19 protein-coding genes are annotated in these 26,273 nt (G+C 61.7%); 12 read left to right on the forward strand and 7 right to left on the reverse strand.

The annotated features are described in order from the left end of the window. The first annotated feature begins 563 nt into the window (after positions 1-563). The 4 genes from HHJ18_RS18305 to HHJ18_RS18320 all read left to right on the forward strand — a co-directional run bounded on the left by HHJ18_RS18305 (position 564) and on the right by HHJ18_RS18320 (position 12,787). On the forward strand, positions 564-1,073 hold the full coding sequence (locus HHJ18_RS18305; protein WP_296917535.1) for a hypothetical protein: 510 nt from the start codon (positions 564-566) through the stop codon (positions 1,071-1,073). 111 nt (positions 1,074-1,184) lie between these two features. Further along, positions 1,185-3,818, forward strand: coding sequence for a hypothetical protein (locus HHJ18_RS18310; RefSeq protein WP_296917537.1), 2,634 nt, complete (start codon positions 1,185-1,187; stop codon positions 3,816-3,818). Between the two features lie 138 nt (positions 3,819-3,956). Continuing rightward, the gene (locus tag HHJ18_RS18315) at positions 3,957-10,016 is read left to right on the forward strand and encodes a hypothetical protein (RefSeq protein ID WP_296917539.1); all 6,060 of its coding nucleotides are present in this window, start codon (positions 3,957-3,959) and stop codon (positions 10,014-10,016) included. Beyond that, positions 10,013-12,787 (forward strand): hypothetical protein, encoded by a 2,775-nt coding sequence (locus HHJ18_RS18320; RefSeq protein WP_296917540.1) that lies wholly within the window; start codon positions 10,013-10,015, stop codon positions 12,785-12,787. The genes HHJ18_RS18315 and HHJ18_RS18320 overlap by 4 nt, the downstream gene beginning before the upstream one ends. Before the next feature lie 396 nt (positions 12,788-13,183). On the opposite strand, the gene HHJ18_RS18325 is transcribed toward HHJ18_RS18320, so the two are convergent. The 6 genes from HHJ18_RS18325 to ftsY all read right to left on the reverse strand — a co-directional run bounded on the left by HHJ18_RS18325 (position 13,184) and on the right by ftsY (position 18,440). Further along, complete coding sequence (locus tag HHJ18_RS18325) at positions 13,184-13,315, reverse strand: hypothetical protein (protein ID WP_296917542.1); 132 nt, start codon at positions 13,313-13,315, stop codon at positions 13,184-13,186. Further along, positions 13,312-14,709, reverse strand: a complete 1,398-nt coding sequence (locus HHJ18_RS18330) for an MmgE/PrpD family protein (protein WP_296917544.1) — start codon at positions 14,707-14,709, stop codon at positions 13,312-13,314. Before HHJ18_RS18330 ends, HHJ18_RS18325 begins: the two co-directional genes overlap by 4 nt. Before the next feature lie 118 nt (positions 14,710-14,827). After that, complete coding sequence (locus HHJ18_RS18335; protein WP_296917546.1) at positions 14,828-15,808, reverse strand: tripartite tricarboxylate transporter substrate binding protein; 981 nt, start codon at positions 15,806-15,808, stop codon at positions 14,828-14,830. Positions 15,809-15,841: 33 nt separating this feature from the next. Next, complete coding sequence (locus tag HHJ18_RS18340; RefSeq protein WP_296917548.1) at positions 15,842-16,552, reverse strand: GntR family transcriptional regulator; 711 nt, start codon at positions 16,550-16,552, stop codon at positions 15,842-15,844. A gap of 219 nt (positions 16,553-16,771) precedes the next feature. Next, positions 16,772-17,086: a hypothetical protein gene (locus tag HHJ18_RS18345; RefSeq protein ID WP_296917550.1), complete on the reverse strand. Its 315-nt coding sequence runs from the start codon at positions 17,084-17,086 to the stop codon at positions 16,772-16,774. Between the two features lie 196 nt (positions 17,087-17,282). Next, the gene (gene ftsY / locus HHJ18_RS18350; RefSeq protein WP_296917552.1) at positions 17,283-18,440 is read right to left on the reverse strand and encodes a signal recognition particle-docking protein FtsY; all 1,158 of its coding nucleotides are present in this window, start codon (positions 18,438-18,440) and stop codon (positions 17,283-17,285) included. Between the two features lie 110 nt (positions 18,441-18,550). On the opposite strand from ftsY, the gene HHJ18_RS18355 reads away from it, so the two are divergent. The 5 genes from HHJ18_RS18355 to HHJ18_RS18375 all read left to right on the forward strand — a co-directional run bounded on the left by HHJ18_RS18355 (position 18,551) and on the right by HHJ18_RS18375 (position 22,974). After that, positions 18,551-19,945 carry a pitrilysin family protein gene (locus tag HHJ18_RS18355; RefSeq protein ID WP_296917576.1) on the forward strand — a complete coding sequence of 465 codons (1,395 nt, stop codon included), beginning with the start codon at positions 18,551-18,553 and terminating at the stop codon, positions 19,943-19,945. 64 nt (positions 19,946-20,009) lie between these two features. Continuing rightward, positions 20,010-21,362, forward strand: a complete 1,353-nt coding sequence (locus HHJ18_RS18360) for a pitrilysin family protein (RefSeq protein WP_296917554.1) — start codon at positions 20,010-20,012, stop codon at positions 21,360-21,362. Then, positions 21,359-22,081, forward strand: coding sequence for a 16S rRNA (guanine(966)-N(2))-methyltransferase RsmD (gene rsmD / locus HHJ18_RS18365; RefSeq protein WP_296917556.1), 723 nt, complete (start codon positions 21,359-21,361; stop codon positions 22,079-22,081). The genes HHJ18_RS18360 and rsmD overlap by 4 nt, the downstream gene beginning before the upstream one ends. A 90-nt stretch (positions 22,082-22,171) precedes the next feature. Then, entirely contained in the window at positions 22,172-22,696 is a 525-nt protein-coding gene (gene coaD, locus HHJ18_RS18370; RefSeq protein ID WP_296917558.1) for a pantetheine-phosphate adenylyltransferase, read from the forward strand. Between the two features lie 2 nt (positions 22,697-22,698). Continuing rightward, positions 22,699-22,974, forward strand: a complete 276-nt coding sequence (locus HHJ18_RS18375; RefSeq protein ID WP_296917560.1) for a YfhL family 4Fe-4S dicluster ferredoxin — start codon at positions 22,699-22,701, stop codon at positions 22,972-22,974. A gap of 99 nt (positions 22,975-23,073) precedes the next feature. Here HHJ18_RS18375 and HHJ18_RS18380 read toward each other — a convergent pair whose 3' ends face one another. Continuing rightward, positions 23,074-23,904, reverse strand: coding sequence for an integron integrase (locus tag HHJ18_RS18380; RefSeq protein ID WP_296917561.1), 831 nt, complete (start codon positions 23,902-23,904; stop codon positions 23,074-23,076). Positions 23,905-25,049: 1,145 nt separating this feature from the next. On the opposite strand from HHJ18_RS18380, the gene HHJ18_RS18385 reads away from it, so the two are divergent. The 3 genes from HHJ18_RS18385 (at position 25,050) to HHJ18_RS18395 (ending at position 26,230) form a co-directional block, all read left to right on the forward strand. Beyond that, the gene (locus HHJ18_RS18385; RefSeq protein WP_296917562.1) at positions 25,050-25,337 is read left to right on the forward strand and encodes a BrnT family toxin; all 288 of its coding nucleotides are present in this window, start codon (positions 25,050-25,052) and stop codon (positions 25,335-25,337) included. Continuing rightward, positions 25,334-25,558, forward strand: a complete 225-nt coding sequence (locus tag HHJ18_RS18390) for a BrnA antitoxin family protein (protein WP_296917564.1) — start codon at positions 25,334-25,336, stop codon at positions 25,556-25,558. Before HHJ18_RS18385 ends, HHJ18_RS18390 begins: the two co-directional genes overlap by 4 nt. Before the next feature lie 75 nt (positions 25,559-25,633). Next, the gene (locus HHJ18_RS18395) at positions 25,634-26,230 is read left to right on the forward strand and encodes a hypothetical protein (protein ID WP_296917566.1); all 597 of its coding nucleotides are present in this window, start codon (positions 25,634-25,636) and stop codon (positions 26,228-26,230) included. Positions 26,231-26,273 lie beyond the last annotated feature (43 nt).

Raw genomic sequence — 26,273 nt, forward strand, 5'->3', positions numbered from 1 at the left:
TTGCGCAATGAATACAGGCTTATCAAGCTATTGAATTAATAGCGAGTTGGCTGCGCTAGCTATCGGGTTTTGCCACTGCGCGAAGCGCAATTCCCGTTCGGGTCAGCAATCGCAAAGCCAAAAGACCCGCCGATCCTGGGGTGCCTGGCGCTGTGCAACTTCTTGACCATCTAACCGGGCCTCAGCACCAGGCGGGACGGTGTATTTCGATAAAAACTTTATTTGCTCACGTGTCAAGTGTATCTAAATGTATTTTACACGATGAAACTCGTGGTTTTCTTGATGTTCATTTTCTGCATTATTGTTACAACTCGCACTAGGTGCATTTTTTTGTTAAGAAAATCGAGCTAAAAATTTCCAATAAAAAACCAATATTGCAGTGAAAGTAGTACAAATTTTTAGCTTGTTTTTACAATTTACTTATTGTTGTAGCATAAAGTAACATAAACTCGCATTCTTCAAGGATGAGACATGTGGAGCTGAGAGAAGTGGTGCTTGCACTTAAAGTAACTAAATGTATATTTAATTGGCCAACCCGAACGATTGACAACTGGATGCGACCCATGAAACCAAATTTGTATTTTTGTATTTTTGCCGTGTGCCTGGGCTTGGGCTTGGGGCAACCTGCCATCGCTCAAGGCACCGCTGTGACCTCCAAACTGGTCGCCCAGCGCGTCGAGATGGGGGAGGGCAAAGCGGTCGTCAAGCCTGCCGGCGAGGGCAAGCCAGGCGAGATCATCGAATACAGCGGCACCTACCGCAATGGCGGCACGGTGGCAGTGGACAAACTGCTGGCCACCATCCCCGTGCCCGTCGGCACCAGCTTTATCGCTGGCAGCAGCAACCCTGCCCCGGCGCAGGCTTCCACTGACGGCACGCGCTTCGCGCCCATGCCTTTGATTCGTACCGTCAGACAGTCCGACGGCAGCGAGCGCAAGGAACCCGTGCCGCTGTCCGACTACCGCGCCGTGCGCTGGGAAGTCGGCACGCTGTCCCCTGACAGTATGGCCGTCGTCAGTTTGCGTGTGCGTATCGATGCGCCCCTGACGGCGGCAACTGCAGCCAAGCCCTGAGGCTGTCCCTTTTTCAGAGCCGACGCGCTGAATCACAAGTGAGGTTCCGGCCGGTTTTGCTATTCGTTTTTGTTCGTAATTCATCTTTTTGAATCAGGAGAAATACCCGTCATGTACGCCAATCCCACGAGTCCCCAGTCCTTGCGGCTGCCGCACTTTTTCACCCACTGGATCGTGGGATTTGTAGCTGCTTTGATGCTGGTTCTGACCGGCTTTGCGGCGCATGCCGCACCGCCACCGGCGGGCACGTCCATCAGCAACCAGGCTTCGGCGACTTACACCGACGGTTCCAATGTGGTGCGCACGGTCACTTCCAACGTGGTGCAAACCACGGTGCTGCAGGTGTCCAGCTTGACTTTGACCGCGAACGGCGCCCAGAACGCCAATGCGGGCAGCGTGACGTACTACCCACACACGCTGACCAACACTGGCAACGGGACTGACACCTTCAGCCTCACAACTGTCAATACCGGTGGTTTCACGATGTCCAATGTGCAGATATTTGCTGACAACGGCAGTGGTCAGCCTACCGGCCCGGCTCTCACCTCTACCGGTTTGCTGCCAGCAGGCTCGGCCTTCAAGTTCATCGTGGTCGACACGCTGCCTGCCACGGCGACGGCAGGGCAAACCAATATAGTGACCGTGACGGGAACGAGCGTGACCGACATCAGCAAAACCGCCGTCAATACTGACGTCACCACCGTGACTGTCAATGCGGTTGTCACCTTGACCAAGGCTGTCAGCGCTTCAAGCGGAGCGCCAGGCTCCGGTCCCTACACCTATACCCTGACCTACACCAATACCGGCAACAGCACGGCTACCAGCGTCGCAATCAGCGACGTCATTCCGAGCGGCATGGCCTACGTCGCCGGCTCGGGCAAATGGAGCGTGACCGGCGCCACGGCGCTAAGCGATGCGGGCGGCACTTCCGGCACTTCCCCCAACACGTTGATCTCTTTGTACACGCCAGGGAGCAAAATTGTCCTGGCGACGATGGCTCAAGTCACGGCTGGCCAGTCGGGCACCATCAGCTTTCAGGTCAATGTGGCAGCAGGTACCGCGCCGGGCAATTTGAACAACACGGCGACCACGTCCTACAACAATGGCGCTGCCACGGTGACTGGATCGTCCAACACGGTTCCCTTCACCGTGACGCAAACCGCGGCGGTCACTTTCACGGGTCCGGTGGCCACGCCTTCAGCAGCAGCCGGTTCTACGGCGAGCTTCGCCAACCTGGTGACCAATGCCGGAAATGGCACCGATACTTTCAACATCACGTTGGCAGCTGGCAGCTTCCCGCTGGGAACCACCTTCCAGTTGTTCAAGAACGATGGCGTCACGCCCCTGGTCGATACAAATAGCGACGGCATTGTTGACACGGGGCCGCTGGCCGCTGGCGCCACCTACAACGTGATCCTCAAAGCCACGTTGCCACCGAATGCGCCCGCCACCGCCACGCCTTCCAGTGTGAGCAAGACGGCGACCTCGGTGATTGATCCGAGCAAGACTGCGACGGCAACGGACACCTTGAGTGCCATCACCGGCGCTTCTGTTGATCTGAGCAATAACATCGTTGGCGGTCCTGGCGTTGGTCCTGGCCCCGGCGCGGTAGCCGTCACCAACGTGGTGAACCCCGGCAACACAACCGTTTTCACGCTGGTCGCCAACAACTCCGGCGCAACGCCTGACAGCTATGACTTAGCTTCAAATCTTGCTGCCAACTTTAGTGGCGCGGCTCTGCCAGCCGGCTGGACGGTCACCTTCAAGGCGGCTGTCGGCGGTAGCTGTGCCACCACGGGTGCCACCATTAGCAACACCGGTACGGTGCAGCCGGGTGCAGTCAATGCGGTCAACGTCTGCGCAGTGGTCAGCGTGCCGGCGGGTTATGTCGCAGGCACCGCAGACCTGTACTTCCGCGTGCTGTCGTCTACCTCGGGCGCTGCCGACATCCTGCACGATGCCTTGACGGTCAATGCGGTGCGGTCCATCAGTCTTACGCCACCGGGCATCGGTCAAACCTACCCTGGTGGCTCGTTTGTCTATACCCACACGCTGACCAACACCGGTAACGTGCTTGAGGCGAATGGCTTGGTCATTCCTGTCAGCGCCATCACTGCGTCAACCGCCAACAACCAGCCCGGCTGGACTTCAGTGCTGTACTACGACGCGAACAACAACGGCGTGCTTGATGCGACTGACCCGCAGATCACCAGCAGTCTCAATGCGGTTCTGGCAGCTGGCCTGGCCCCGGGCGCCTTCGTCACCTTGTTTGACAAGGTGACCGCTCCCAGCGGTGCGGTGCCAGGTGCCGTGAATGCGACAACGATCACGGTCAGCACCAGCAACGGCAGCTATGTTTCTAGCGTACCGGCAGTGGCTGTAGCCACTGACAGCACCACGGTAGTCGCCGGCAACTTGAGCCTGACCAAAAACCAGTCGCTCGATGCCACTTGTGCCGGGCCTGTCCCCGCCATGGTTTATAGCGGTGCCGTCCTGAGCGCCAAGCCAGGGCAATGCGTGCTTTACCAGATCACGGCGACCAACCTGGGCTCAGCCAATGCTAGCGCGGTCGTCGTGTCGGACTCGACGCCGGCCTTCACAACGCTGAGCAGTGCGCCGACCACCACTGTGGGTACTGTCACCGGTCCGGCCGTCAATGCAACGGGAACGATCAGCGCCAACATCGGCACGCTAACCCCCGGCCAGACGGCTGCGGTGACCTTCGGCGTGAAGATCACGCCGTAACACGGCACTGCGCTTTTAGTGGAGGGGGACGCGAGCCTCCCTCCGCTTTTCAGAATCCGCCGCCCTTTCTGCGGCTTCCGAAAAGCGGCTGCAGCAAAAACAGCTTGGCGCTGATCCATCTCAATCAACCGGAACCTGATGTTGTTTCGCCTGCTGCGCAAACTGTTACCGCTGTGTCCGCTGCTGCTCTGTTGGGCGGCGGCGCAGGGGGCGCCTACGCCAGCAGGCACGGTGATCCGAAACACCGCCACGGCCACTTTTGTCGATTCAGTGACCGGGCTGTCGGTTCGGCTGAACTCCAACACGGTCAGCACTGCGGTCACTGCGCTTGAAGCGCTTACCATGACGGCCAGCCAGAACGTGTTGATTGCCGCCGGGGGGGCGTTCACGATCAGCCATACGCTGACGAATACGGGAAATGCGCTCACCAGCTACCTCATCACGGCCAGCATTGCGCCCGCCAGCGGTTTTGCGCCGCTCAATCTTCGGGTGGTGCAGGATGTCAACGTCAACGGCCGTGTCGATGCGGGTGAGCCTGTCATCGCCAGCGGCGGCCTCATGACGTTGGCACCTGGCGCCAGTGCGAACCTGCTGGTTTCAGGTCAAGCACCGGCCACCGCGACGCTTGGTCAAGTCGCGCAGATTTTCATTGGCGCGGTGAGCCAGCTGCAGGGCACCTCTGCAAGCAACACCGACAACGTGAATCTCACCAACGGTGCTGCCGTTCAGGTGACTTTGACAGCGTCTTCCGCCACGGCAACACCCGGAGCGACGGTCAGTTTTTTCGCCAATACAGTCAACAACGGCAATGCGGCGGCGGCACCCCGCGCCGTGACCGTCAACGCAGCGGCTGCCAATCTGTTGGTGTTGCGTATTCCAGTGCCACCCAATGTCACGATCGCTTCGGCGCAAGCCTCGACGAATGCGGGTGCGCAAACGCTTTATCACCTGGCCGGTGGCGCGGTCAACAGCTATGTCACCGTCGTGCCTTCGGGGGCAGCGGTCGACGCTGTGGTCTGGAGCCTCATCAGCTTGCCCCCAGGCGGCGGCCTGCAGGCCCAGTTCAGCGCCACGGTCAACTCCAACGCATCCGGCGCGATTTCCGCGACCAGCTATGTCGACTGGACCGATCAGAACGCCCCCTTGAGCATTGCCAGTAATACCGTGGTGCTGACACTGCCCGCGTACCCAGCCCGCATTGCTTTCTTTACCGGCACCAATTACGCCTCCCCTTCGATTCAAACCACGCCCGGTAATCCCATGTTCTTGCAGGTAGACGCTGCGGCCTGCAATGCCAGTCTGGCGCAGACCGACACCGTGCCTGTCACGGTAGTCAGTCAGCTCACTGGTGACACCGAAACCTTTACCGCAGTGGAGACGGGCGCCAATACCGGTGTGTACCGCATTCAGCCCAACGTGCCGACCGCCAACGCGGCCACCCACATCGTGGCTTCGGGCGACGGAATACTCGAAGTGCTGCGCAACGACACGGTTACCGCCACTATTTCGGCCTGCGGCGGGGTGTCAGTGTCAGCCACCACCTTACTGTTGATAGACCCTAGCGGCGTGGTTTACGACAGTCGTACCAACCGGCCCGTGGCCGGTGCCAGCGTGCAACTGATTGATGTGACGGGCGCAGGCAATAGCGGCAACGCCGGCGGTCCGGCCATCGTGTTTCAGCCCGACGGTACAACCCCTGCACCGAGCTTGGTGGTGACGGGCGCAGACGGCAGCTACGAATTTCCTTTGGTGTTGTCCAGCACTTACAAACTGCTGATTACCACGCCAACGGGCTATACATTTCCGTCCAGGGTGCCAACGGCTCTTCAGCCCGCAGGTCGTGTCATCGACGCCCAAGGCTCTTTCGGCGGTCTCTTTGTCGTGGGCGGTGTCGGCAGCGCGCCCGTGCATTTTGACGTGCCGCTCGATCCCGTCGAGACGGGCAGTCTGTTCATACAGAAAACCGCCAACAAAGCGACTGCGGAAGTGGGCGACTTCGTTGACTACCTTATCAAATTCAACAACGCCACGGCGGTTACGTTGCCCAGCACGGTGGTGAGCGACCGCCTGCCGGCCGGTTTTGCCTATGTGCGCGGCAGCGCCCGTTTGAACGGCGCGCTGCAGGCCGATCCATCTGGAGGCGCTGGTCCTGGCCTGCAGTTCACGCTGGGAAGCGTGGCGGCTGGCAGCCAGCCTGCCCTGAGCTACCGCGTTCGCGTTGGCGTGGGTAGCCAGGGCGGCAACGGAATAAATACAGCGCAGGCGGTCAGCGGCAGCGTGCAGTCCAACCGATCCAGCGTGCGTGTGCAGATTGTGGATGGCGTGTTCTCCAGCAAGGGCTACCTCATCGGCAAGGTGTATGCCAACTGCAGCCAGCGCGGCGTGCAGGAGGTGGGCGACCCAGGTATTCCGGGCGTGCGGATTTACCTTGAGGACGGCACCTACGCGGTGACCGACGAGGAGGGCAAGTACAGCCTGTATGGCTTGACTGCACGTACCCATGTTGCCAAGGTCGACAGCACCACCCTGCCACCGGGGGCCACGCTGGAGGTGCTGAACAACCGCAACGCGATGGACCCGGCCAGTCAGTTTGCCGACCTGACCAATGGCGTACTGCACAAGGTTGATTTCGCCGTAGCCGAATGCAGCCCGGCAATTCGCGAGCAGGTCGCCGCACGTCGCAAGGCACTGGTCAACCCTTCCGAAATTCTGCAGGCTGCTGCTGCCTTGCTGTCGTCCACCAGTGGCGCGGCGACTGCAGACGCTCGCAGCTTGCCGTCGAGCGGTGCCATCGGTTTGCCGGGGGCGCTGGCGGCCGGCGGCGCAGGCAATGCAACACGACCTGCTCCCGGCGTGATCGCCCCATTCGCGCCTGCAGCCCGACTGGGCGCAGTGAGCGACATCGGTGGACCCTACGCGCCGAATGCGCAGGGTCTGCCCGAACCGCTTTACCTCCCGAACATTGCGCAGCCGAAAGTAGCAGCCGCTGCAGCGCAGCCAGAAACTGCAGCCATGGCCGAGCCGCTGGAAGACTTGTTGCCTGAGCTTGGCCCCGAGGTCGGCTTCATCGGACTGCGCAATGACCAGGTGCTAGCTGGCGACCAAACGCGCGTGCGCGTCAAAGGCGCGCTGGGCACCACATTTACCCTTCTGGTGAACGGCCAGCCGGTGTCCGTCAGTCAGGTCGGCAAGAAGAGCAGCCTGGAAAAGACCGGAACGCAGGCTTGGGAATACATCGGTATCAACCTCAAACCGGGACGCAATACGCTAAGTGTGAGCGCCCAGGACGGCTTCGGCGTCGCCCGGGGAAATGCGCAAATCACCGTGCTCGCGCCTGGCCCTCTTGCCAGGATACAGATAATTGCGCCGCAACAGCCGCTCGCCGATGGCGCCAGCGCCATCTCGGTACACATCTCGTTGAGCGATGCGCAAGGACTGCCGGTCGCCGCCCGCACCCAGCTGACCTTGCAGGCCAGTCTGGGTCAGTGGCAAACGCCCGACCTCGATCCAAACCAGCCTGGCACCCAGGTATTTGTCGAAGGCGGCGAAGGACGTTTCCTGCTGTTGCCTCCCAGCCAGCCCGGTAAGGGCGAACTGAGCGCCATCAATGGCAAGGTCAAGGTCATCACCCTGATTGAATTCGTTCCAAATTTACGACCCATGATCGCCGCGGGCCTGATTGAAGGGACCATCAATCTGCGCAATCTCAATCCTGCGGCCTTGCAGCCGAGCCAGAGCGGCGACGTGTTTGAGCGCCAGATACAGACGGCCTCGCGCAGCTTTGACGGCGGCAAAGGCGATGCGGCCGCGAGAGCAGCGCTGTTCCTCAAAGGCAAAGTGCTTGGCTCTACCCTGATGACCCTGGCTTACGACTCGGATAAGCCGTCAGACACCGCGCTGTTTCGCGATATCCAGCCCAACCAGTTCTACCCGGTGTATGGCGATTCGTCGGCCCGCGGTTTTGATGCCCAGTCCACCGGCAAGCTGTACGTGATGCTGCAAAACGGCAGCAATTACGCGCTGCTCGGTGACTATTCCACCTTGAGTGACAACCCGTCGCGCCAGCTGACGCAGTACGCGCGCGCGCTCAACGGCGTCAAGGGGCGCCTTCAAAAAGGAGCGCTCACGGTTGAGGGCTTTGCCAGCCGTACTTCTGCCACGCAGGTGATTGAGGAATTCCGGGCCAACGGCACCTCGGGGCCGTTTCGGCTCAACCTCAATGGAGTAGTCAACAGCCAGCAGGTCGACGTGCTCACGCGCGACCGCAACCAGCCCTCGGTGATCGTCAAAGACACGCCGCTGGCACGATTTATCGACTACGAAATCGAGCCCTACACCGGCCAACTTCTGCTCAAGAGCCCGGTTCCCAGTGTGGACAGTGACCTCAACCCGGTGTTTATACGGGTCAGTTATTCCGTCGATTCCGGCGGACCCCAGCATTCGGTCGCGGGCGCAGACGTGCGCGTCCAGCTCAATGATCAGGTGACGCTGGGCGCGACGGCTATCCGCGATGCCGACCCAGCCAATGAACTCAATCTGCGCGGCGTCAACATGACGGTCAAGCTGAGCAACAAGACGCTCGCTACCGTCGAAGTCGCCCGCAGCAGCAGCGAGCTCAAGGGCAGCGGCTCCGGCCAGCGTATCGAGATTCGCCATGAGGACGCAAAGGTGCAGGCGCGGCTCTGGGGCGTGCGCACCGATGAAGGTTTTTACAACCCCAACAGCCTGCAGTCGGCCGGTCAGGTGGAGTACGGCGCCAAGCTTGGCTATAACGTTGATGAGAAAAACCGGCTGGTTGCAGAGGGCCTGAAAACCTCCAACAGCGTGACGGGTGCCGATCAGACCGGCATCGAGCTCAAGCTGGAGCACAGCCTGCCGGGCAATGCCAAACTGGAGGTCGGAATACGCTACAGCAGCGCCAATGCCTATTCGGTGCTGTCGGCGTTGCCGTTGCCCGGCGCTTCGATTCCGGTAGTGCCCTCACCCGCAGGACTGGTTGCCAACGCAGCCCAGGCCGGCTACACCAGTGCTCGTGTCAAGCTGACCGTACCGGTGCCCAACGTCCCCGAGGCCGATGTCTATGGATTGATTGAATATGCGATTGACGGCAGTGGCGGACACGAAATAGGCATAGGCGGCAACTATGCCGTCAACCCGGCTACCAAGTTGTACCTGCGGCATGACTTTATCAACAGCCTGAATGGCCCCTACACCCTCAATCCGGAGGTATCGCAATACAGCACGGTGGCCGGCATCAACACCGAACTGTCTGACAGCACGCAGCTGTTCAACGAATACCGCATGGGGGACAGCATCGACGGGCGCAACAGCGAGGCGGCCGTCGGTCTGCGCCGGCTGCTGCGTCTGTCCAATGGGGTCGGCTTGTCAGGCAGCGTGCAGCGCATCAAGCCGCTGTCCGGCGTGGTCATCGACGACTCCAGTGCAGTCACGGTGGGCGTTGACTACACCGCGGCGGCCGACTGGAAGGCTTCCAGCCAGGCGCAATGGCAGACCTCGACCACCTCACGCAGCTGGCTTTTCAGCGTCGCGACGGCCGGCAAACTCGATGAAAACTGGACACTGCTCAACCGTGGCCTCTACAGCGTGCAAACCAACCTGGCTCAAACGGGTGGCGAGCGCGAGTTGATCACCGCCCAATCGGGCTTCGCCTACCGCCCGGTACAGTCCGCTGTCTGGAATGCGCTGGGCCGGGTTGAATACAAGCGCAATCTGGACAGCACGCTGGGCGCTGGGCTGAACCGCGACGAGAGTTCGTGGATGCTCTCCAGCCATGTCAATGTCCAGCCGAGCCGTCACTGGCTGCTGAGCGGGCGCTACGCCGCCAAATGGGCCACCGACCGCTCCAGCGGCATCGAAAGCCGCGCCTTCACCCAGCTGATAGGCGCTCGCTCCACCTGGGACCTCACCGAGCGCTGGGATATCGGCCTGCAGGGCTACCGCACCTGGGGTAACGGCGCTGCCGAAACCGCCGTGGGGCTGGAAGTCGGCTACCTGGCCTGGAAAAACATGTGGTTCTCAGTGGGCTACAACATCAAGGGCTTCAAGGCTGCCGAGCTGGCTGGCGAGGCCTACACGCAGCGCGGCCTGTACTTGCGCATGCGCTACAAGTTTGATGAAACCTTGCTTGAGAAGGCCCAGCTCTCGCCAGTTTCGAGTGCCGCTGCAGTCAAACCATGACATCTGCCCGCACCTATTCCAACATGCCCGCTGCATCCCCCGATTTTGCGCGGCATTGGAAAGCGCTGGCTTTTGGCTGGTTCGTTTGCTTGCAGCTCACTTTTTCGGGCGTCGCCAACGCGCAGACCACCTTTAGTTTCACTGGGGCGGTCCAGACCTACACGATTCCAGCTGGCGCGGGCGGCATACAGCTACGCGCTCTGGGCGCGGGCGGCGGCGGTGGCGGCAGCGATGCGTCGGGCAATGGATTCACCGGGGCAGGCGGTGTGGGCAGCGCTGGCGCAGTGGCCAATGCAACCTTCTTCGGCCCCCCCGGCACGGTCGTCAAAGTTTATGTGGGTGGCGGTGGTGGGCGTGGCTTTACCTCCAGTTTTGGCCGCAGTTGTACTGATTCCGCCGGTGTGGCGGGCAGCGCGGGCGGCAGCGGTGGCTTCGCAGGTGGTGTAGGCGGCTCCCCGGGGTGCTCAGGCTACTCTGGCGGCGGCGGTGGTGGCGGCGGCGCCAGCGTAATTGCCAACGCTGCCAACGTGACTCTTGTGGTGGCTGGCAGCGGTGCTGGCGGTCAGGGCGGATCCTGGATGTCCGCACCCAACACGGCCTTGAATTCAAGCGCGCAGGGGGGACTCGCGGCGGCATCTGCTGGAGGCGTGGGGTCCTCTTTTGTTACCGACGGCGGCGCCGGCGGCGGCGGCGGCGGTGGCTGTGCGGGAGGTGCCGGGGGAGATGTGCATGTAGACAAAACGGGTGCCCCAAGTGGCCTACCAGCGGTCGCGGGAGGCTCCTGCCCAAATGCATCGCTGGTCAGTAATTTTTCAATCGTTGCAGGGGCTGGTGGCGCGGGTGGCGCGGGTGCGCCGGGAGATCCGTCGAACCTAGCCAATGGCGGGCAGCCCGGCAGCAATGGCTCGGTGGTCATCACGCCGCTATCGCCCACCTTGAGCCTGGTTAAATCATCCCCCAGCCCGGCGCTGCTGGTCGGCTCTAACAGCAGCTACACGCTGACGGTCAGTAATACCGCAACGACGCCCGCATACACCGCCACAATCCAGGACCAGTTGCCGGCGAACCTGACCTATGTGAGCGGTGTGGGCAGCAACTGGGGTTGCGGCAACGCAGCGGGCCTTGTGACCTGCACCTTTAGCGGCACGATCGCTCCGGCCACGGGCATCTCAGTCGTGGTGATCAGCGTGACGCCGACCAGCAACGCCACGGTGACCAACTACGCGGCCGTGGACCCCAAGGGTTCGGCCAGCCCGCCCAACGCATCTGCCTGCACGGCGGCCAACACCCCCAGCGCCGGTTGCGCTGCGCCGGTCATCAGCGCCGTGAACCTGGCCATCAGGGGAACGGTGTATGCCGACGCCAACCACAACGCCAGCCAGGACGGCGCAGAAACCGGAGCGGGCGTGGCTGGGTTGTTCGTCAAGCTGGCGCCGTCTTCGGGCGCAAGCTGCTCGAGCCCTGCCTTTGCAGCGGTGCCGGTCGACAGCGGCACCGGCGCCTACAGTTTGCCAAGCGTGGCCCAAGGCAGCTACTGCCTGATTCTGGATACCAACAGCAGCTTGTCCGATATCAGCGCCGGTTTTCCGGCCGGCTGGATTGGCACGCAAAACGCCAGCGGCGTGATCCAGCTCAATGTTGGCACCTCGCCGCCGCCAGCGCAGAATTTTGGCAGGTACAACGGCTCAACCGTGAGCGGGATTGTGTTCGCCGACACCGGCGCAGGCGCGGGCATTGGCAACAACGGTAGCAAAGACGGCACGGAACCCGGTATTGCCGGCGTGACCGTTAACGCCAGCGCCGGTGTTGCAAGCGCCGTTACCGCTGGTGATGGCAGCTACACCTTGTGGGTGCCTGCCACCACGCCCGGCGCGGTTATCGTCACCCCCGCTGCACCCGGCGGCGATCTGGCCACCGGCGGCTCACCTGGCAGCACGGGTGGCACTTACACCCGGCCTGGTGTGAGCTTCACACCAGTGGCGGGGCAAAGCTACAGCGCCGTGAACTTCGGCCTGGTGCCGCCTAGCACCTTGACGCCCAACGGCGCCCAAAGCGCGCTTCCCGGCACCGTGCTGTTTTATGACCACACCTTGCAGGCCGGAAGCGTGGGGCAGGTCACCTTTAGTCTGGCCAATAGCGCCATTCCGACCGCACCAGCCTGGAGCCAGGTGCTTTATCAAGACGGCAACTGCAACGGCGTGCTCGATGCCGGCGAGCCGCAGATCAGCGCGCCTGTCAGCGTGACGGCAGGACAAAAGCTATGTCTCATCGTCAAGCAGTTCGTTCCCGCGGCGGCCGCCTTGGGCGCGCAGAACAACGTCATGCTCAGCGCCGCCTTCAGCTACACCGGCGCCAGCCCGGCCCTGTCCAGTACGCTGACGGCCACCGACATCACCAGCGTCGGGGCGCCAGATGAATTGCTGCTGACCAAGCTGGTCGCCAACCTCACGCAAGGCAGCGCGCCGGCCATGGCCGTCAATGCCAAACCGACCGACCTGCTTCAATACACTTTGACCGCAGTGAACAACGGCACGCGGGCGCTGAACGCGACTGTGATCAAGCCGCTGCTTATCAGCGACGCTACGCCCGCTTTTACCACCTACTTCGGCGCTTCGGCGCTCTGTCCCGTGAGCTTGCCGGCTGGACTGATCTGCACCGCCGTGAGCGCTCCCGCAGCAAGCGCGCCGGGCGCCCTGCAATGGACCTTCACCGGGGCGCTGGCGCCCAGCGCGCAGTTCTCGGTGACGTACCAGGTCAGGGTTGACCAGTAAACCTGACGCGCTGGCAGCCTCACACCGCAGCGCCGCACCAAAACCGATATTTGAAGGTGTTTTATGCCTCTAGCCCATACAGTACGGGCGCCAACAGCTATTAATTAAATAGCAGACTCGTTTCAAATCCAGGGCTATCGCAGCTAAATTCAAGACCGTTAAAAGCGACTGAGCAAGGAGGAGTCGGCCAGAGGCAAACCATACAGCGTCAAAACAGCCTGTAAAAAAGGCCCTTGCAGGATCGAGAAAGCGCCCCCGGGCCTGATGGACTGGTTGGGCCAGGTGCCAGACCCCCGCATCCTGCGCACCCAGCGCCATGAGCTGCTCGATATATTGGCCGTTGCCCCGTGCGCAGACATAGGCGGGCCGGACCAGCGTTGAGCCGCGCCTGGCCGCTCAGCGGGTGGGGTAAATCGTCACCTCAGCTTGTGCCTCGATCGCGCGCCAGTCGCCAAGGCGGCGCAGCGCCTGCTCGGCAGCGCCGACGATGACAATCTGCGGGCGGCTGGATTGCCTAGGCGAGCTCATGCGCGCGCTGTCGCCAGCGCAGCCAGGGCAGTCACGTCGGCAGAGTCACCAAGCGCCCAGCAGGCGCCGATCAGCGCACTGCTCCGGGCTGCACCGAGCAGCGCGTCCGTCAAGCCATGGAATTTCGCTTCCAGCTGGGCATCAGTCATGGGGTTTTCCAGCGAGCCGATGGCGTGCTTGACGAACACATGCACGCGCCGGCCGCCCTTCAGCACCGCCGTCACGTCGGCGCTGGCCTCGTCAATCGAGTCATCGACCGTGGCGACGACCTTGCGGCGCAGCGTCACCATGTCGGCGCGGTTGACGATCTCGTCGGAGAACTCTTCTTCGGCGGCGTGGCCAAAGGTCAGGCCGGCGGCGCAGCCGTGGTACACGCTGAACTTGGCCTGCAGGCCGTCGACCGGTTCCTTCTTGCCGGTAAGCTCCAGCACCAGCGAATGCACCTTGAGTTCGATGCGCTCGACCTGCTCGGGCGCGATGCCTTCTTTGGCAAATATTTCTCGCAATTGCGCGCAGGCGTCAATGCTGGGGTGAATCACGATGCCGCAGGCAAAAGGCTTGTAGCTGTTGAACGAGATTTCAAAGCGCTGGCCAAGCTCGCCGGTGATCTCAAGCCAGTCGTTTTTGGTCGAGACGGTCTGCATCATGCCGCGCGGCGCCTCCAGCGCTTTCGGGCTGGCGGTAAAACCCTGGCTGGCCAGCAGCGCCGACATCAAGCCGGCACGCGCGGCGGCGCCGGGGTGAAACGGCTTGGTCATGGTGCCAAACTGCTCGCGCATGCCGACCGGCTGCGAGGCCGCGATGCCCAGCGCCATGGCGGTTTGCTGCGTATCGAGCTTGAGCAGGCGGGCGCAGGCGGCGGCGGCGCCCAGTGTGCCGGTCGAGCCGGTGATGTGCCAGCCGCGGTCGTAATGCTCGGGGTACATCGCGTTGCCGACGCGGCAAGACACGTCAATGCCAATGACCAGCGCGTCAATGACATCGCGGCCCGATGCCTTGGTGTGCTCAGCCAGCGCCAGCACGCTTGATGCCACCGGCCCGGCCGGGTGGATGATGGTTTTCAGGTGCGTGTCGTCAAAGTCAAAGGTGTGCGAGCTGATGCCGTTGAGCAGCGCCGCGCTGGCCATGTCGACCTTCTCGGGCCGGCCCAGTACGCTGGCCTGCGCCGCCGGCTGCAGCAGGTTAACGGCCGCCAGCGCCGCCTCTAGCGCTTCGTGCCGCGCCGCACCGACGGCGCAGCCCAGCCAGTTCATGAAGGTGCGGTGTGCTTCGTGGTCCACCGCAGCGCTCCAGCCGCCGGCCCGATAGCCGGGGTGCGTGGCAACGAATTCGGCCAGGATTTGGGTGACGAGGGGAGCGTTGTGGTCGGCAGCGACCTGGGTATTGCGGGCCATGGTGTCTTTCGGCAATCGTCTTGCCAGGAGTGAATATTTGCTATTAAAAACATAGCTGCTTGCGCCCGTTCTATATGGGCTGCAGCCAATATTTTTCCAAATTCTGGGGACTGGCGCGTTAGCTGTCGAGTTGTATGTTCCGCTCGCGCGCCAGCTTGCTCCAGCGGGCAATGTCGGCCCGTATGAATTCACCGAACTGTTCCGGTGACATGACGATAGGCTCGACCGCTTCCACCGACAGTTTTTCGCGCAGGTCGGGCGCCTTGAGCACGGTTGCCAGCGTCTCGTTGAGCTGTTTGACTATTGGCGACGGCATGCCGGCCGGGCCGACCACGCCGTACCACTGCTGCGCATCAAAACCCTTGAAGCCGGACTCGTCGAGCGTCGGCAGATCCTTGAACTGCGGGTGGCGCTGCATGCCGGTCACGGCCAGCGGCCGCACCCGGCCCGAGCGGATATGCGGCAGCGCGGCAGCCAGGCCCGGGAACATGGCCTGGGTCTGTCCGCCTATCAGGTCAGTGAAGGCAGGCGCTATGCCGCGGTAGGGAATGTGCACCATGAAGGAGTTGATCTGCTGCTTGAACAGCTCCATCGTCAGGTGCGTCAGCGAACCGGCGCCAGCTGAGCCGTAGCTCACCTTGCCGGGATTTTTGCGCAGGTACTCGATGAATTCCTTGACGTTGTTGACTGGCAGCGCGGCGTTGACCACCAGCACATTGGGCGTGCCGCCTATCATGCCGATCGGCGTGAAGTCCTTGACCGCGTCGTAAGGCAGCTTGCGTGTGGCCGGGCTGGTTCCGTGCGTGGCGACATAACCTTGCATCAGCGTGTAGCCGTCGGGCGCGGCGCGTGCCGTGGCCTGCGCGGCAATCACGCCGCCGCCGCCGCCCTGGTTGTCGACGATGAAACTCTGCTTGAGCAGAGCGCCCCAGCGCTCGGTCACGGTGCGGCCCACCATGTCGCTGCCGCCGCCGGCTGCCACCGGCACGATGTAGCGTATCGGTTTGGCCGGGTAACCGGCTTGAGCGCTCTGCGCCAACACCAGGCTGGGGGCATACATCAGCGCCGGAGCGGCGCGCAGCAGGCTGCGTCGTTTCATGATTTGTCTCCTTTTTTTTGACTTTTTGACTTCTTACGCGGCGGCCGTATTCAAAGTCGCGGCCTGCAGCAAACGCTCGTAGGCGTCGCCGACGTGGCGCGCCATCAGCGCCTCGCAGCGCGCCGCATCGGCATCGCGCAAGGCCTGCACCAGCTCGACATGCTCGGCCACCGAAGCCTGCATGCCAATGTCTTGCGCCAGATTCTTCAGGCGTGACAGATGCAGCTTCTGCACGATGCCGCGGTAGCTGTCAGAGAGCTGGTGGTTGCCGGCCGACTCGACAATCGCCCAGTGAAAACGCAGGTTTTCGGAGTAGTAGCGCGGCACATCGAGATCGTTTGCGGCCTGCCGCATGGCCTGCATCGCGCTGTCGAGCAGCGCCAGCAGCGGCTCGCGCCGGGCGGCGGGCAAGCCAGCAGCGCAGCGTCCGGCAAAGCCGTCAAGCAGACCGCGCAGCTGGTACAGGTCGCGAATCTCGGCGGCATCAAGCTGGCGCACAAAAACGCCCGAATGCTTGCGCGACACCACCAGCCCCGAGCTTTCCAGCTCGCGCAAGGCCTCGCGCACCGGCACCCGCGAGACCTGCAGCCGGCTCGCCACATCGGGTTCATTGATGCGCTGACCCGGCTTGAGCACGCCCTTGAGAATCAGCGCCAGCATGTCGTCGCGCACCAGCTTGCACAGCGAGGTGTCACGTACATCGTTAAAACGGGCGGCTGAAGATTCGGTGAGCCAGGGCAGCATGGGATTTTAAAAAGGGATTTGTAATATCGTATACGAAAGAGGTGCCTATATCTTGAGTTTTTACCCATGGTTTACGCGATGACCGCGCACACTGATCAGGCCGATCACACCGATGCGGCCTGTTTCTTGAACAAAAAAGCAGTTGAAGCCCTACTGACGGAGCGCTGGCGCGTCTTTCTTTCTAAAAGACCCGCACCTGTCAAGCCAGACGCCTAGCCCTCAGGGCAGGCGCCTGTCTCTGCGCACTTCGCGTACTTCGACGTCCACCACCTCGCCAGTGCCGGGGCTGACTGAGGAGGTTTCGCGGGCAGGGCCGCCTGACCACATACCCTGGGGTGAGAAACGCTGAAAGCGCCGGAACTGGCCAAACATCATGGCCGGCGTCGAAGGGCGGCCCGTGATTAGCGATATGAGCAGGCTGAAGGCCACGTAAATCATGGCCGCCAGCAGCAGGCTGAGGGCAAAGAGGGCGGCGAGCAGGCCGAAAACCAGTTTCAGAACAAATCGCAAGACGCTGCTGATAAAGCTGGGCACGTATGAATCCTTTAAGGTGTTTATATGCAGGCGGGCGGCGCGGTTTTCAAGTCAGACGCGCAAAGCGGGGCGGTGGTTCCCGTGCTGCTTTGAATTAGCGGCGACCAGACAATTGAGCAACCAGCCTGACTAAAACATACAGCGGGCCGGTCCAGAGGCAGCACACATCCTCCAAAAAGGAGGGTTTTTTGACCTGTCAAGCCAGCAGGGCCTGGGCAAATTCGCGCGCGTTGAAGGTTTCCAGGTCTTCGAGTTTTTCGCCTACGCCAATAAAGTAGACCGAAAGCGGGCGCAGTTGCGGGCTGGTCAGCGCGCGCTCGCGCGCCCACAGTGCAATGGCGGCCAGCACACCGCCCTTGGCCGTGCCGTCCAGTTTGGTGATGATCAGGCCGGTCAGCTGCAAGGTGTCGTCAAAGGCCTTGACCTGGGCTAATGCGTTCTGGCCGGTGTTGCCGTCCAGCACCAGCAGCACCTCGTGGGGGGCGGTGGCGTCGGCCTTTTGCACCACGCGTTTGATTTTTCTCAGCTCTTCCATCAGGTGCAGCTGCGTCGGCAGCCGCCCTGCGGTGTCGACCAGCACCACATCCTTGCCGCGCGCCTTGCCGGCGGTCACGGCATCAAAGCTGACGGCCGCCGGGTCGCCGCCTGCCTGGCTGACAATCTCGACCGTGTTGCGGTCGGCCCAGACGCTGAGCTGCTCGCGCGCGGCGGCGCGAAAAGTGTCGGCAGCGGCCAGCAGCACCGACGCGCCCTCGTTGGCCAGATGCCGCGTCAGTTTGCCTATCGAGGTGGTTTTGCCGGCGCCGTTGACGCCTGTGACCATAATCACCGTGGGCTGGTACTGGCCTATTACCAGGGGCTTTTCCAGCGGCTTGAGCAACAGTGCCAGCGCTTCGATCAGCGCATTTTTGACGGCCACAGGATGCGTCATGCCGCCTTCCTTGACGCGGCGCTTGACGTCGGCCAGCAGGTGTTCGGTCGCCAGCACGCCGGTGTCGGCCATCAGCAGCGCGGTTTCCAGGTCTTCGTAGAGCGCGTCGTCAATGCGACTGCCGGTAAAAACGCCGGAAATGCTGGCGCCGGTCTTGCGCAGGCCCGCTTGCAGTTTGCCAAGCCAGCGCTCGCGCTCGGGCGGCACCGTGCCCGGCGCAGCGGGCTCCGCAATGGCAATCGGCGTGACCAGCGCGCTGCCAATGAGGCCGCCGCCGCTATTGTTCGGGCGCGCTGGGCTAGCTGGCGGGCTGATCGGCAGCGCAGCTGCAGGCGCTGGCGCAAGGAACTCCGCTGCGGGCGTTGCAGCCGGCGTTGGCGTTGGCGCTGGAGTGGGGGATTTTTTTTTGAAAAAACTGAACATTGGGTATGCTTGTGGAGTCATCCTATTCTATGAAACACCCTGGGGCACTCCTCTTGAAGCTTTCAGTATCCCTTTCCCCCCGCCTTTCCCCTTTGCTTTTAACCACGCTGATGCTTTGCGTTGGCGCCAACGCTCTGGCACAGACCCCCGCCGCCATTCCGGTCGAGCAGTTCACGCTGGCCAACGGCCTGACGGTCATCGTCAAGCCCGACCACCGCGCGCCTACCGTCGCCCACATGCTGTGGGTGCGCGTCGGCTCGGTGGACGAAGTCGATGGCACATCGGGCGTGGCCCATGTGCTGGAACACATGCTGTTCAAGGGCACGCCGACGGTCAAGGCGGGCGAATTTTCCAGGCGGGTGGCCGCGCTGGGCGGGCGCGAAAACGCCTTCACCAGCCGCGACAACACCGGTTTTTACCAGCAGATTCCAGCCGCCAAACTGGAAGACGTGATGCGGTTGGAGTCGGACCGCTTTGCCAACAACCAGTGGGCTGATGAAGAATTCAAGCGCGAAATTGAAGTGGTCAAGGAAGAGCGCCGCATGCGTACCGAAGACTCGCCGCGCGCCATGCTGTATGAGCAGCTGTCGGCCATGACCTTCGTCGCCGCGCCGCAGCGCCGCCCCATCGTCGGCTGGATGAGCGACCTGGACGCCATGACGCCTGCCGATGCGCGCGACTTTTACAAGCGCTGGTACGTGCCGGCCAACGCCGCGCTGGTGGTGGCCGGCGATGTGGAGGTGGCGCAGGTCAGGAAACTGGCCGAGAAATACTATGGCCGCATCGCCGCGCGCCCGGTGCCGGTGCGCAAGCCGCGCATAGAGCCTGAGCAGACCGGCATGCGGCGTATGGAGTTCAAGGCGCCGGCCAGCCAGGCCTATGTCAGCATGGCTTTCAAGGTGCCCAGGCTGGAAGCGGCGGATCTGGCCGCTGCGGAGGGCAGCGAGGCGTTGCCTACCGCGGCAGCCAGTCGTGAGGCACTGGCTCTGACGGTGCTGGCCGCAGTGCTGGACGGCTATAGCGGCGCCCGGCTGGAGCGCGCGCTGATCCAGGGCGAGGGCCGCGTCGCTGACAGCGCCGGCGCCTCCAGTGGCTTGCTCGGCCGCGGGCCGCAGCTGTTCACGCTGGACGGCGTTCCGGCCGAGGACAAAACGACGCAGCAGGTGGCCGACGCGCTGCGCCAGCAGGTCGCGCTGATTGCGCGTGAGGGCGTCAGCGAGGCCGAACTCAATCGCGTCAAAACCCAGTGGGTCGCCAGCGAAACCTACAAGCTCGACTCGGTGTTCAGCCAGGCGCGTGAGCTGGGATCGAACTGGACCCTGGGCCTGCCGCTGGATGCCAGCACGCGCCTGATCGCCAGGCTGCGCAGCATCACCGGCGCCGAAGTGCAGGCGGTCGCCGCCAGGTATTTCGGCGACGACCAGCTGAGCATGGCGACTTTGCTGCCGCAGCCGGTAGACCCGAACCGCAAGCCACGCAAGTCCGCCGTGCCGCTGCGCCATTGAGCCGCCCCGCCCCGCCCCACCTATGACCCTATTCGGTCCATCCTTTAGCCCATCGTCAGGTCCCATGATTGCTATTAAAACCATAGCTGCTCGCGCCCGTTTTATATGCGCTGCAGGCCTTTTTGTTCCATTTTTTGCGATGGCGGCAATCCCCATCGAGCACTGGACCCAGGCCAGTGGCGCCAAGGTTTACCTGGTGCAAAGTCCGGCCATCGCCATGCTTGACGTGCAGATCGATTTTGACGCAGGCAGCCGGCGCGATCCGGTCGGCAAGGCGGGCCTGGCCAGCATGACGGCGGACATGCTGGACAAAGGCGTGCTGGCCAAGGATGGCGCGCCAGAACTGGATGAAAACGCGTTGAGCGAAGCCTGGGCTGATCTGGGTGCGCAATTCGGCGCCAGCGCCAGTGCGGACCGCATGAACTTTTCACTGCGTTCGCTGACCGACCCGGCGCTGCTGGACAAGGCTGTGGCGCTGGCTGCACGCGAGATTGCCGAGCCGTCCTTCCCCGAGCGCATCTGGTTGCGCGAACGCCAGCGCGTGCAGGCGGCGCTCAAGGAGTCTCTTACCCGCCCCGCCACGCTGGCCGGTCGCGCTTATGGCCCGGCAGTGTACGGCAGCCACCCCTATGGTTACGAGACCACTGAGGCGACGCTGGGGCAAATCAGCGTGGCCGATATGCAGGCGGCGCATGGTGCGGGCGTGGTCGCCTGCCGCGCGCGCATCAGCATGGTGGGGGCGGTGACGCGCGCGCAGGCCGATGCGATTGCCGCGCGCCTGCTGTCGCGCCTGCCGCAAGTCAACTGCGCCAGCTTGCCACCGACGCCCGTCGTGGCAGAGGTCGCGCCGCTGACCGAGGCGGTGGAAAAGCGCATTGCCTTTGACTCGGCGCAAGCGCATGTGCTGATAGGCCAGCCCGGCTACAAACGCGCCGACCCCGACTATTTCGCGCTGACCCTGGGCAACTACATTCTGGGCGGCGGTGGCTTCGTGTCGCGGCTGACCAATGAGGTGCGCGAAAAACGCGGCCTGACCTACGGGGTGAGCAGCTATTTCGCGCCCGGCCTGCATGCCGGCAGTTTTACCGTGGGCTTGCAAACCCGGCCCGACCAGACCGCGCAGGCGGTCGAACTGGTGCGCCAGGTGGTGAAGGACTTTGTCGCGAAAGGGCCGACCGAGGCTGAACTGAAAGCCGCCAAGGACAACCTGATGGGCGGTTTTGCGCTGCGCATCGACAGCAACCGCAAGCTGCTCGACAACATATCGAGCATTGCGTGGAACAACCTGCCGCTCGACTACCTCGACACTTGGACCGAGCAGGTCAATAAAGTGAGCGTGGCCGACGTCAAGGCGGCGTTCGCGCGCAAGCTGCAGCCCGAAAAGATGGTGACTGTCATACTCGGCGCCGCACCATGAAATACACCCTTCTCAAACCCGCGAAACCCGCCGACGCACCCGTCGATAAACCAGCTTTTAAACCGTCACCCAAGCCCAAGGGTACGGCGCACCTCAAGCCGCCCGGCGAAATCCGCATTATTGGCGGGCAGTACAAGCGCAGCAAGCTGCCGGTGCCCAGCAAGCCCGGCCTGCGCCCCACGCCGGACCGCGTGCGTGAAACCCTTTTCAACTGGCTTGGGCAAGACCTGACGGGCTGGCGTTGTGCCGATGTGTTTGCCGGTACCGGCGCACTCGGCTTTGAAGCGGCTTCGCGCGGCGCCACCGAGGTCGTGCTGTGCGAGCAGGACGCGGCGCTGGTGCTGCAGCTCAAAGCCGTGCAGACGCGGCTGCAGGCCGGCATGGTCAAGGTAGAGCGCGGCGACGGTGTGAGCCTGCTGCGTCGCCTGAGCGCAGGCAGCATGCAGCTGGTGCTGCTGGACCCGCCCTTTGACTCCAAGCTGTTTGAGTCGGCCCTGAGCGCCGCCGCGCTGGCCATAGCGCCCGGCGGACTGGTGTATCTGGAGGCGCCCAAAGCCTGGCAGGACGCGGAGCTGCAGCCGCTGGGCCTGCGCGTGCACCGCAGCGGCAAGGCTGGCGCCGTGCATTTCCATTTGCTGGCCAGAAACGATTCAACGCCGGAAATGCCGAAAATGCCAGAAACGCCGCAGCCGGCGCCACTGAACGTGCCTGCCACTTGAACTCGTGATGTCCACGTAATATCCCCGTAATGTCCGTGTTGCCGTGCGGGCCTGCCGGTACGCGCAGGCGCTGCGGCGCATAATTCCGGCATGGCTATCCCCCTGTCGACCACCCCGCCAACCCCACGGATTGCCGTCTATTCCGGCACTTTTGACCCGTTCACGCTGGGCCACGACGACGTGGTTCGCCGTGGCGCCGGGCTGTTCGACCAGCTCATCATTGCCGTTGCCGTCGCGCACCACAAGAAAACGCTGTTTTCGCTGGAACAGCGCGTCGATCAGGTGCAGGCCGCTACGCGAGACATAGACGGCGTCAGGGTGCTGCGCTTCGACGGCCTCATCATGGATTTTTGCGCTGAACACCAAGCCCGCGCCGTGGTGCGCGGTATCCGCAACCTGACGGATTTTGATTACGAAGCGCAAATGGCCGCGATGAACCGCAAGCTGCGTCCGCAGGTCGAAAGCGTGTTCTTGTTGCCCGACGCGAGCGTGCAATGCATCAGCAGCACGCTGGTGCGCGAAATCAGCAAGCTGGGCGGCGACGTCAGCCAGATGGTCAGCCCGTCCATCGCCTCGGCACTGGCCGCAGCCCATCAGGCTGCAAAGGAAGCCTGAGCATGGCCCTGCTGATCACCGACGAATGCATCAACTGCGACGTCTGCGAGCCCGAGTGCCCGAACGAGGCGATTTTTCTCGGCAAGGAAATCTACGAGATCGACCCGAAGAAATGCACCGAGTGCGTCGGCCATTTCGACGAACCGCAGTGCGTACAGGTCTGCCCGGTAGCGTGCATTCCGGTCGATCCGAAAAACGTCGAGAGCAAGGAAACGCTGTGGGAGAAATACCATCGGCTGCAGACGGTGATTCCGATTATTGCGGCGCGGGGCGGGTAACGTTAGAACCGCTGTTTCGGCTGTCTTAACAGGCCAAATAGGCCGTTAGCCGAGGTAAAACGTGCGTTGGTAGCTATTAAAAATATAGCGGAAAGATCACTACGCAACCAATGCATCCAGCGGACTCGCCGTGCCGCCTGTGCTTGCCTTGATCACATGCGTGTAAATCATCGTTGTGCTGACGTCACTGTAGCCCAGCAACTCCTGCACGGTGCGAATGTCGGTACCCGACTGCAACAGATGGGTGGCGAAACTATGCCGCAAGGTGTGAACCGACACCGGCTTCACAATCTCCGCCAGCGGAACCGCTTTTTTCAACGCGCGCTGCAATCGTTCTTCGAACAGATGATGCCGCCGCTCGATGCCGCTACGTGGGTCGATGGACAAGGTGGGCGACGGAAACATCCAGCACCATCCCCAGGTCTGCCCCAGCTTGGGGTATTTCACCGCCAACGCATCGGGCACCTCCACACCGGCGCGCTGCGCCTGCCGGTCGGCCTCCCAACTTGCCCGTGCCGCCAGTATTTGCAAACGAAGCGCAGGCGCTAGCGAGCGGGGCAACATCACCACCCGATTCTTGTTGCCCTTGGCTTCGCGGACGATGATCACGTGGCGGTCAAACTCGACATCTTTCACCCGCAAACGCATGCCTTCCATGAGCCGCATGCCGGTTCCGTACAACAAACGCGCCAGCAATGCGGTTTCGCCTTCCATCACGGCCAGCAGGCCAGCCACTTCATCTTTGGTCAATACAGACGGAATGCGCCGGGTCCGGGTCGGCTGGTTGATTTCCGTGAGCCATGGCAAGTCGATCTCCAGCACAGGTTTTGCGGTATACATTACGTTGGACACCATGAAGATCGTAGCCGTTGCCTTAGTCTTAGCTACTGCATTTTTACTCGCGCACGAGCGCACTCCTGTTTCGTCCATCACTGATGCCACATGGCAGTAGTACCGTGCCGAGTATCAAAAAACCCCAATCTGCAACAAGGACGAGATAACGTTGTGGAGCTGTCAAACGGGCAAGCGCGTCTACTCTCTATGCTCTTCTCAGGCCATGACTCGCACGTCAGGCTACATGCAGTACCGTGCTTTTAGCCGCGGCAAGGTCGTGTTCATGTATCCCGCGGAGAAGAAGACGCCCTTAGGCTCGTTCGTTTACAACTCCTTTGGTAACGGCGACGCATCTGTCGAGTTCGTGAGCAATGGGTACGGGTACACCCTTGTTGATCCATTGAGGGGAGGGTCGTTCATACGTGTATCGAAACCCGCTCGATCTGGAAAAGAAAGCGAAATAAGATGTCCGGTCAATGGCACCCTTCAAGTTAACTACACAATGCGGCTCATGTACGACTCCGGCGTATGGGCAGGCAACTAGGAATGGTGTCTAACAAGTCGGCCCACGCGGACCGCGCAACGGCGGGCTCTGCCCGCCTGCGCGCGTCCGGTGGCCTCCAACGTTAGGCCTCACAGGACACGCCTCTTCGGAACACCCATCCGAGACGCCCGCAGATGGCTGGAAGACCGGCTACACACGAGCAATCAAGGCGGGCCTCAGAATAGGCGGAACCTACATGCAGATCGGTCAATTTATGGATTTACTTTTAGACGGTATTCAATGGCCAGCCATGGCAGTCACGCTCTTGGCTTCATGGTTGGTAGCGTCCTCAAACGAACGATCTCGCGAACGAGCGTTCTGGTGCTTCATGGCAAGCAACGTTCTGTGGGTCTTGTGGGGCTGGCACGACGGTGCCTTCGCTCTAATCGCACTCCAAGTCGGGCTGTTCGCGCTCAACATCAGAGGCGCGAGGAAAACCGAAGAAGCTGCAGCCGGCCGCTAGGTGAGCAATGTAGTCACCTGCTCAACAGCGTCGGCAGCGAGCTTCGTGAGGCCTAACCCCTCGTTCAAGCTGAGCGCCAACGGCTTGTCGCACCGGCCATCATGCGCTGGGCCTGCGGCCCATCTTGCGCATGCCGTCCAGCGTGCCAAACCGTCGGTGCCAGCTTAACTCAAACGTTAAACAGCTTCACTTTTTGCAACTTGACTTGCTCAATCTCATAAATACAATGTACTTATGATTAAGTTCGAATGGGATGAGCCCAAAGCCACTGCAAATCTCAAGAAGCATCAAATATCTTTTGAAGAAGCCAAGTCGATTTTTTTCGATGAATTTGGCGTTCAGTTCTTCGATGAGGATCACTCATCCAACGAAGAGCGTTTCCTGATGCTTGGAATGAGCTCGCGGGCAAAGTTGCTCATCGTCTGTCATTGCGAGCGGGGGCAGGGTGCAGTTATTCGCATCATCTCGGCCCGCAAGGCAACCAAGCGTGAAAGCGCGTTCTATCGAGGTGCAAAGCCATGAAAGCAGAATACGATCTCTCCAAACTGAAGTCACGCAAGAACCCGTACGCATCCAAGCTGAAGAAGCCCGTCACGATGCGACTGTCAGAAGATGTTGTGGAATATTTCAAGGGAATGGCCGATGAGGCGGGTGTTCCGTATCAGAGTCTCATTAACTTGTACTTGCGTGACTGTCTTACCACTAGCCGCAAAGTGCAAATCAAATGGCCCCAAACTGTTTAACATGACAATCAACACGCAGCCTGCGGCGCGGTTATTTTCACGTTAGGCGTCACAGTCCAGCATGCGAGTCATCCGATGCTGAATGCCGATCTCTACAGCGTGGACTTCTTCGATCTGCAACTTCGTTTCGCTGCCAAGGTTGCTGAGTTGTCGGGCTTGCCGTTTACCGAAACCGTGGGCAGCCACACGAACATCTACGTGCGGTTAGGCATGGGGCCACGGCTTGATCACACGAATCCCGATTGGCTCGAATACGTCTCCGCCCTCGCTACGGCGCGCAATCCTACGGCGTGGACATACGAGGTCCACCGGCGGCGCGCCCACTTGCCTACAGGCCCCGAAGTTGCTGCCTCAGTCGGCTGCTTTTCGTATGCACATTTCGGGCCAAACCGCGTTCGTCTTCACTTTCACGCTGGGTCTCATCTTTTGGAATCACCACTTTCAATTGCGAACGAGAGTTTGCGCAGAAGGGAACTCACCACGCTTCTTTCACAAGTTGCGACGTTGGGCAGCGACGTACAGGTGGTCGGGGCTTCTTGGCTGTACAACTTGAGTTCGTATCGTCGCCTGTTTCCAGAGCCGTATATTTCTAGTCTGGTCGACGTCAACTATCTTGACCGCCGCATTGACTCAGCTGAATTGCTACCCGTGTTGAGCTGTTGCCTCGCGTAAATTGCTACCCGTCGGACTGTCCGGCTGGAGCAACACGACATGA

This window comes from Polaromonas sp., assembly GCF_012927455.1.
Lineage (GTDB): Bacteria > Pseudomonadota > Gammaproteobacteria > Burkholderiales > Burkholderiaceae_C > Polaromonas.

Excerpts from the sequence above, each read along its gene's own strand:
- HHJ18_RS18330 (WP_296917544.1), bottom strand. The coding sequence starts at position 14,709 with ATGGCCCGCAATACCCAGGTCGCTGCCGACCACAACGCTCCCCTCGTC.
- ftsY (WP_296917552.1), bottom strand. The coding sequence starts at position 18,440 with ATGTTCAGTTTTTTCAAAAAAAAATCCCCCACTCCAGCGCCAACGCCA.
- HHJ18_RS18325 (WP_296917542.1), bottom strand. The coding sequence starts at position 13,315 with ATGAGCTCGCCTAGGCAATCCAGCCGCCCGCAGATTGTCATCGTCGGC.
- HHJ18_RS18375 (WP_296917560.1), top strand. The coding sequence starts at position 22,699 with ATGGCCCTGCTGATCACCGACGAATGCATCAACTGCGACGTCTGCGAG.
- HHJ18_RS18385 (WP_296917562.1), top strand. The coding sequence starts at position 25,050 with ATGATTAAGTTCGAATGGGATGAGCCCAAAGCCACTGCAAATCTCAAG.
- HHJ18_RS18340 (WP_296917548.1), bottom strand. The coding sequence starts at position 16,552 with ATGCTGCCCTGGCTCACCGAATCTTCAGCCGCCCGTTTTAACGATGTA.
- HHJ18_RS18390 (WP_296917564.1), top strand. The coding sequence starts at position 25,334 with ATGAAAGCAGAATACGATCTCTCCAAACTGAAGTCACGCAAGAACCCG.
- HHJ18_RS18360 (WP_296917554.1), top strand. The coding sequence starts at position 20,010 with ATGATTGCTATTAAAACCATAGCTGCTCGCGCCCGTTTTATATGCGCT.
- HHJ18_RS18335 (WP_296917546.1), bottom strand. The coding sequence starts at position 15,808 with ATGAAACGACGCAGCCTGCTGCGCGCCGCTCCGGCGCTGATGTATGCC.
- HHJ18_RS18355 (WP_296917576.1), top strand. The coding sequence starts at position 18,551 with ATGCTTTGCGTTGGCGCCAACGCTCTGGCACAGACCCCCGCCGCCATT.
- HHJ18_RS18315 (WP_296917539.1), top strand. The coding sequence starts at position 3,957 with ATGTTGTTTCGCCTGCTGCGCAAACTGTTACCGCTGTGTCCGCTGCTG.
- HHJ18_RS18305 (WP_296917535.1), top strand. The coding sequence starts at position 564 with ATGAAACCAAATTTGTATTTTTGTATTTTTGCCGTGTGCCTGGGCTTG.
- HHJ18_RS18380 (WP_296917561.1), bottom strand. The coding sequence starts at position 23,904 with ATGGACGAAACAGGAGTGCGCTCGTGCGCGAGTAAAAATGCAGTAGCT.
- HHJ18_RS18395 (WP_296917566.1), top strand. The coding sequence starts at position 25,634 with ATGCTGAATGCCGATCTCTACAGCGTGGACTTCTTCGATCTGCAACTT.
- coaD (WP_296917558.1), top strand. The coding sequence starts at position 22,172 with ATGGCTATCCCCCTGTCGACCACCCCGCCAACCCCACGGATTGCCGTC.
- HHJ18_RS18320 (WP_296917540.1), top strand. The coding sequence starts at position 10,013 with ATGACATCTGCCCGCACCTATTCCAACATGCCCGCTGCATCCCCCGAT.
- rsmD (WP_296917556.1), top strand. The coding sequence starts at position 21,359 with ATGAAATACACCCTTCTCAAACCCGCGAAACCCGCCGACGCACCCGTC.
- HHJ18_RS18310 (WP_296917537.1), top strand. The coding sequence starts at position 1,185 with ATGTACGCCAATCCCACGAGTCCCCAGTCCTTGCGGCTGCCGCACTTT.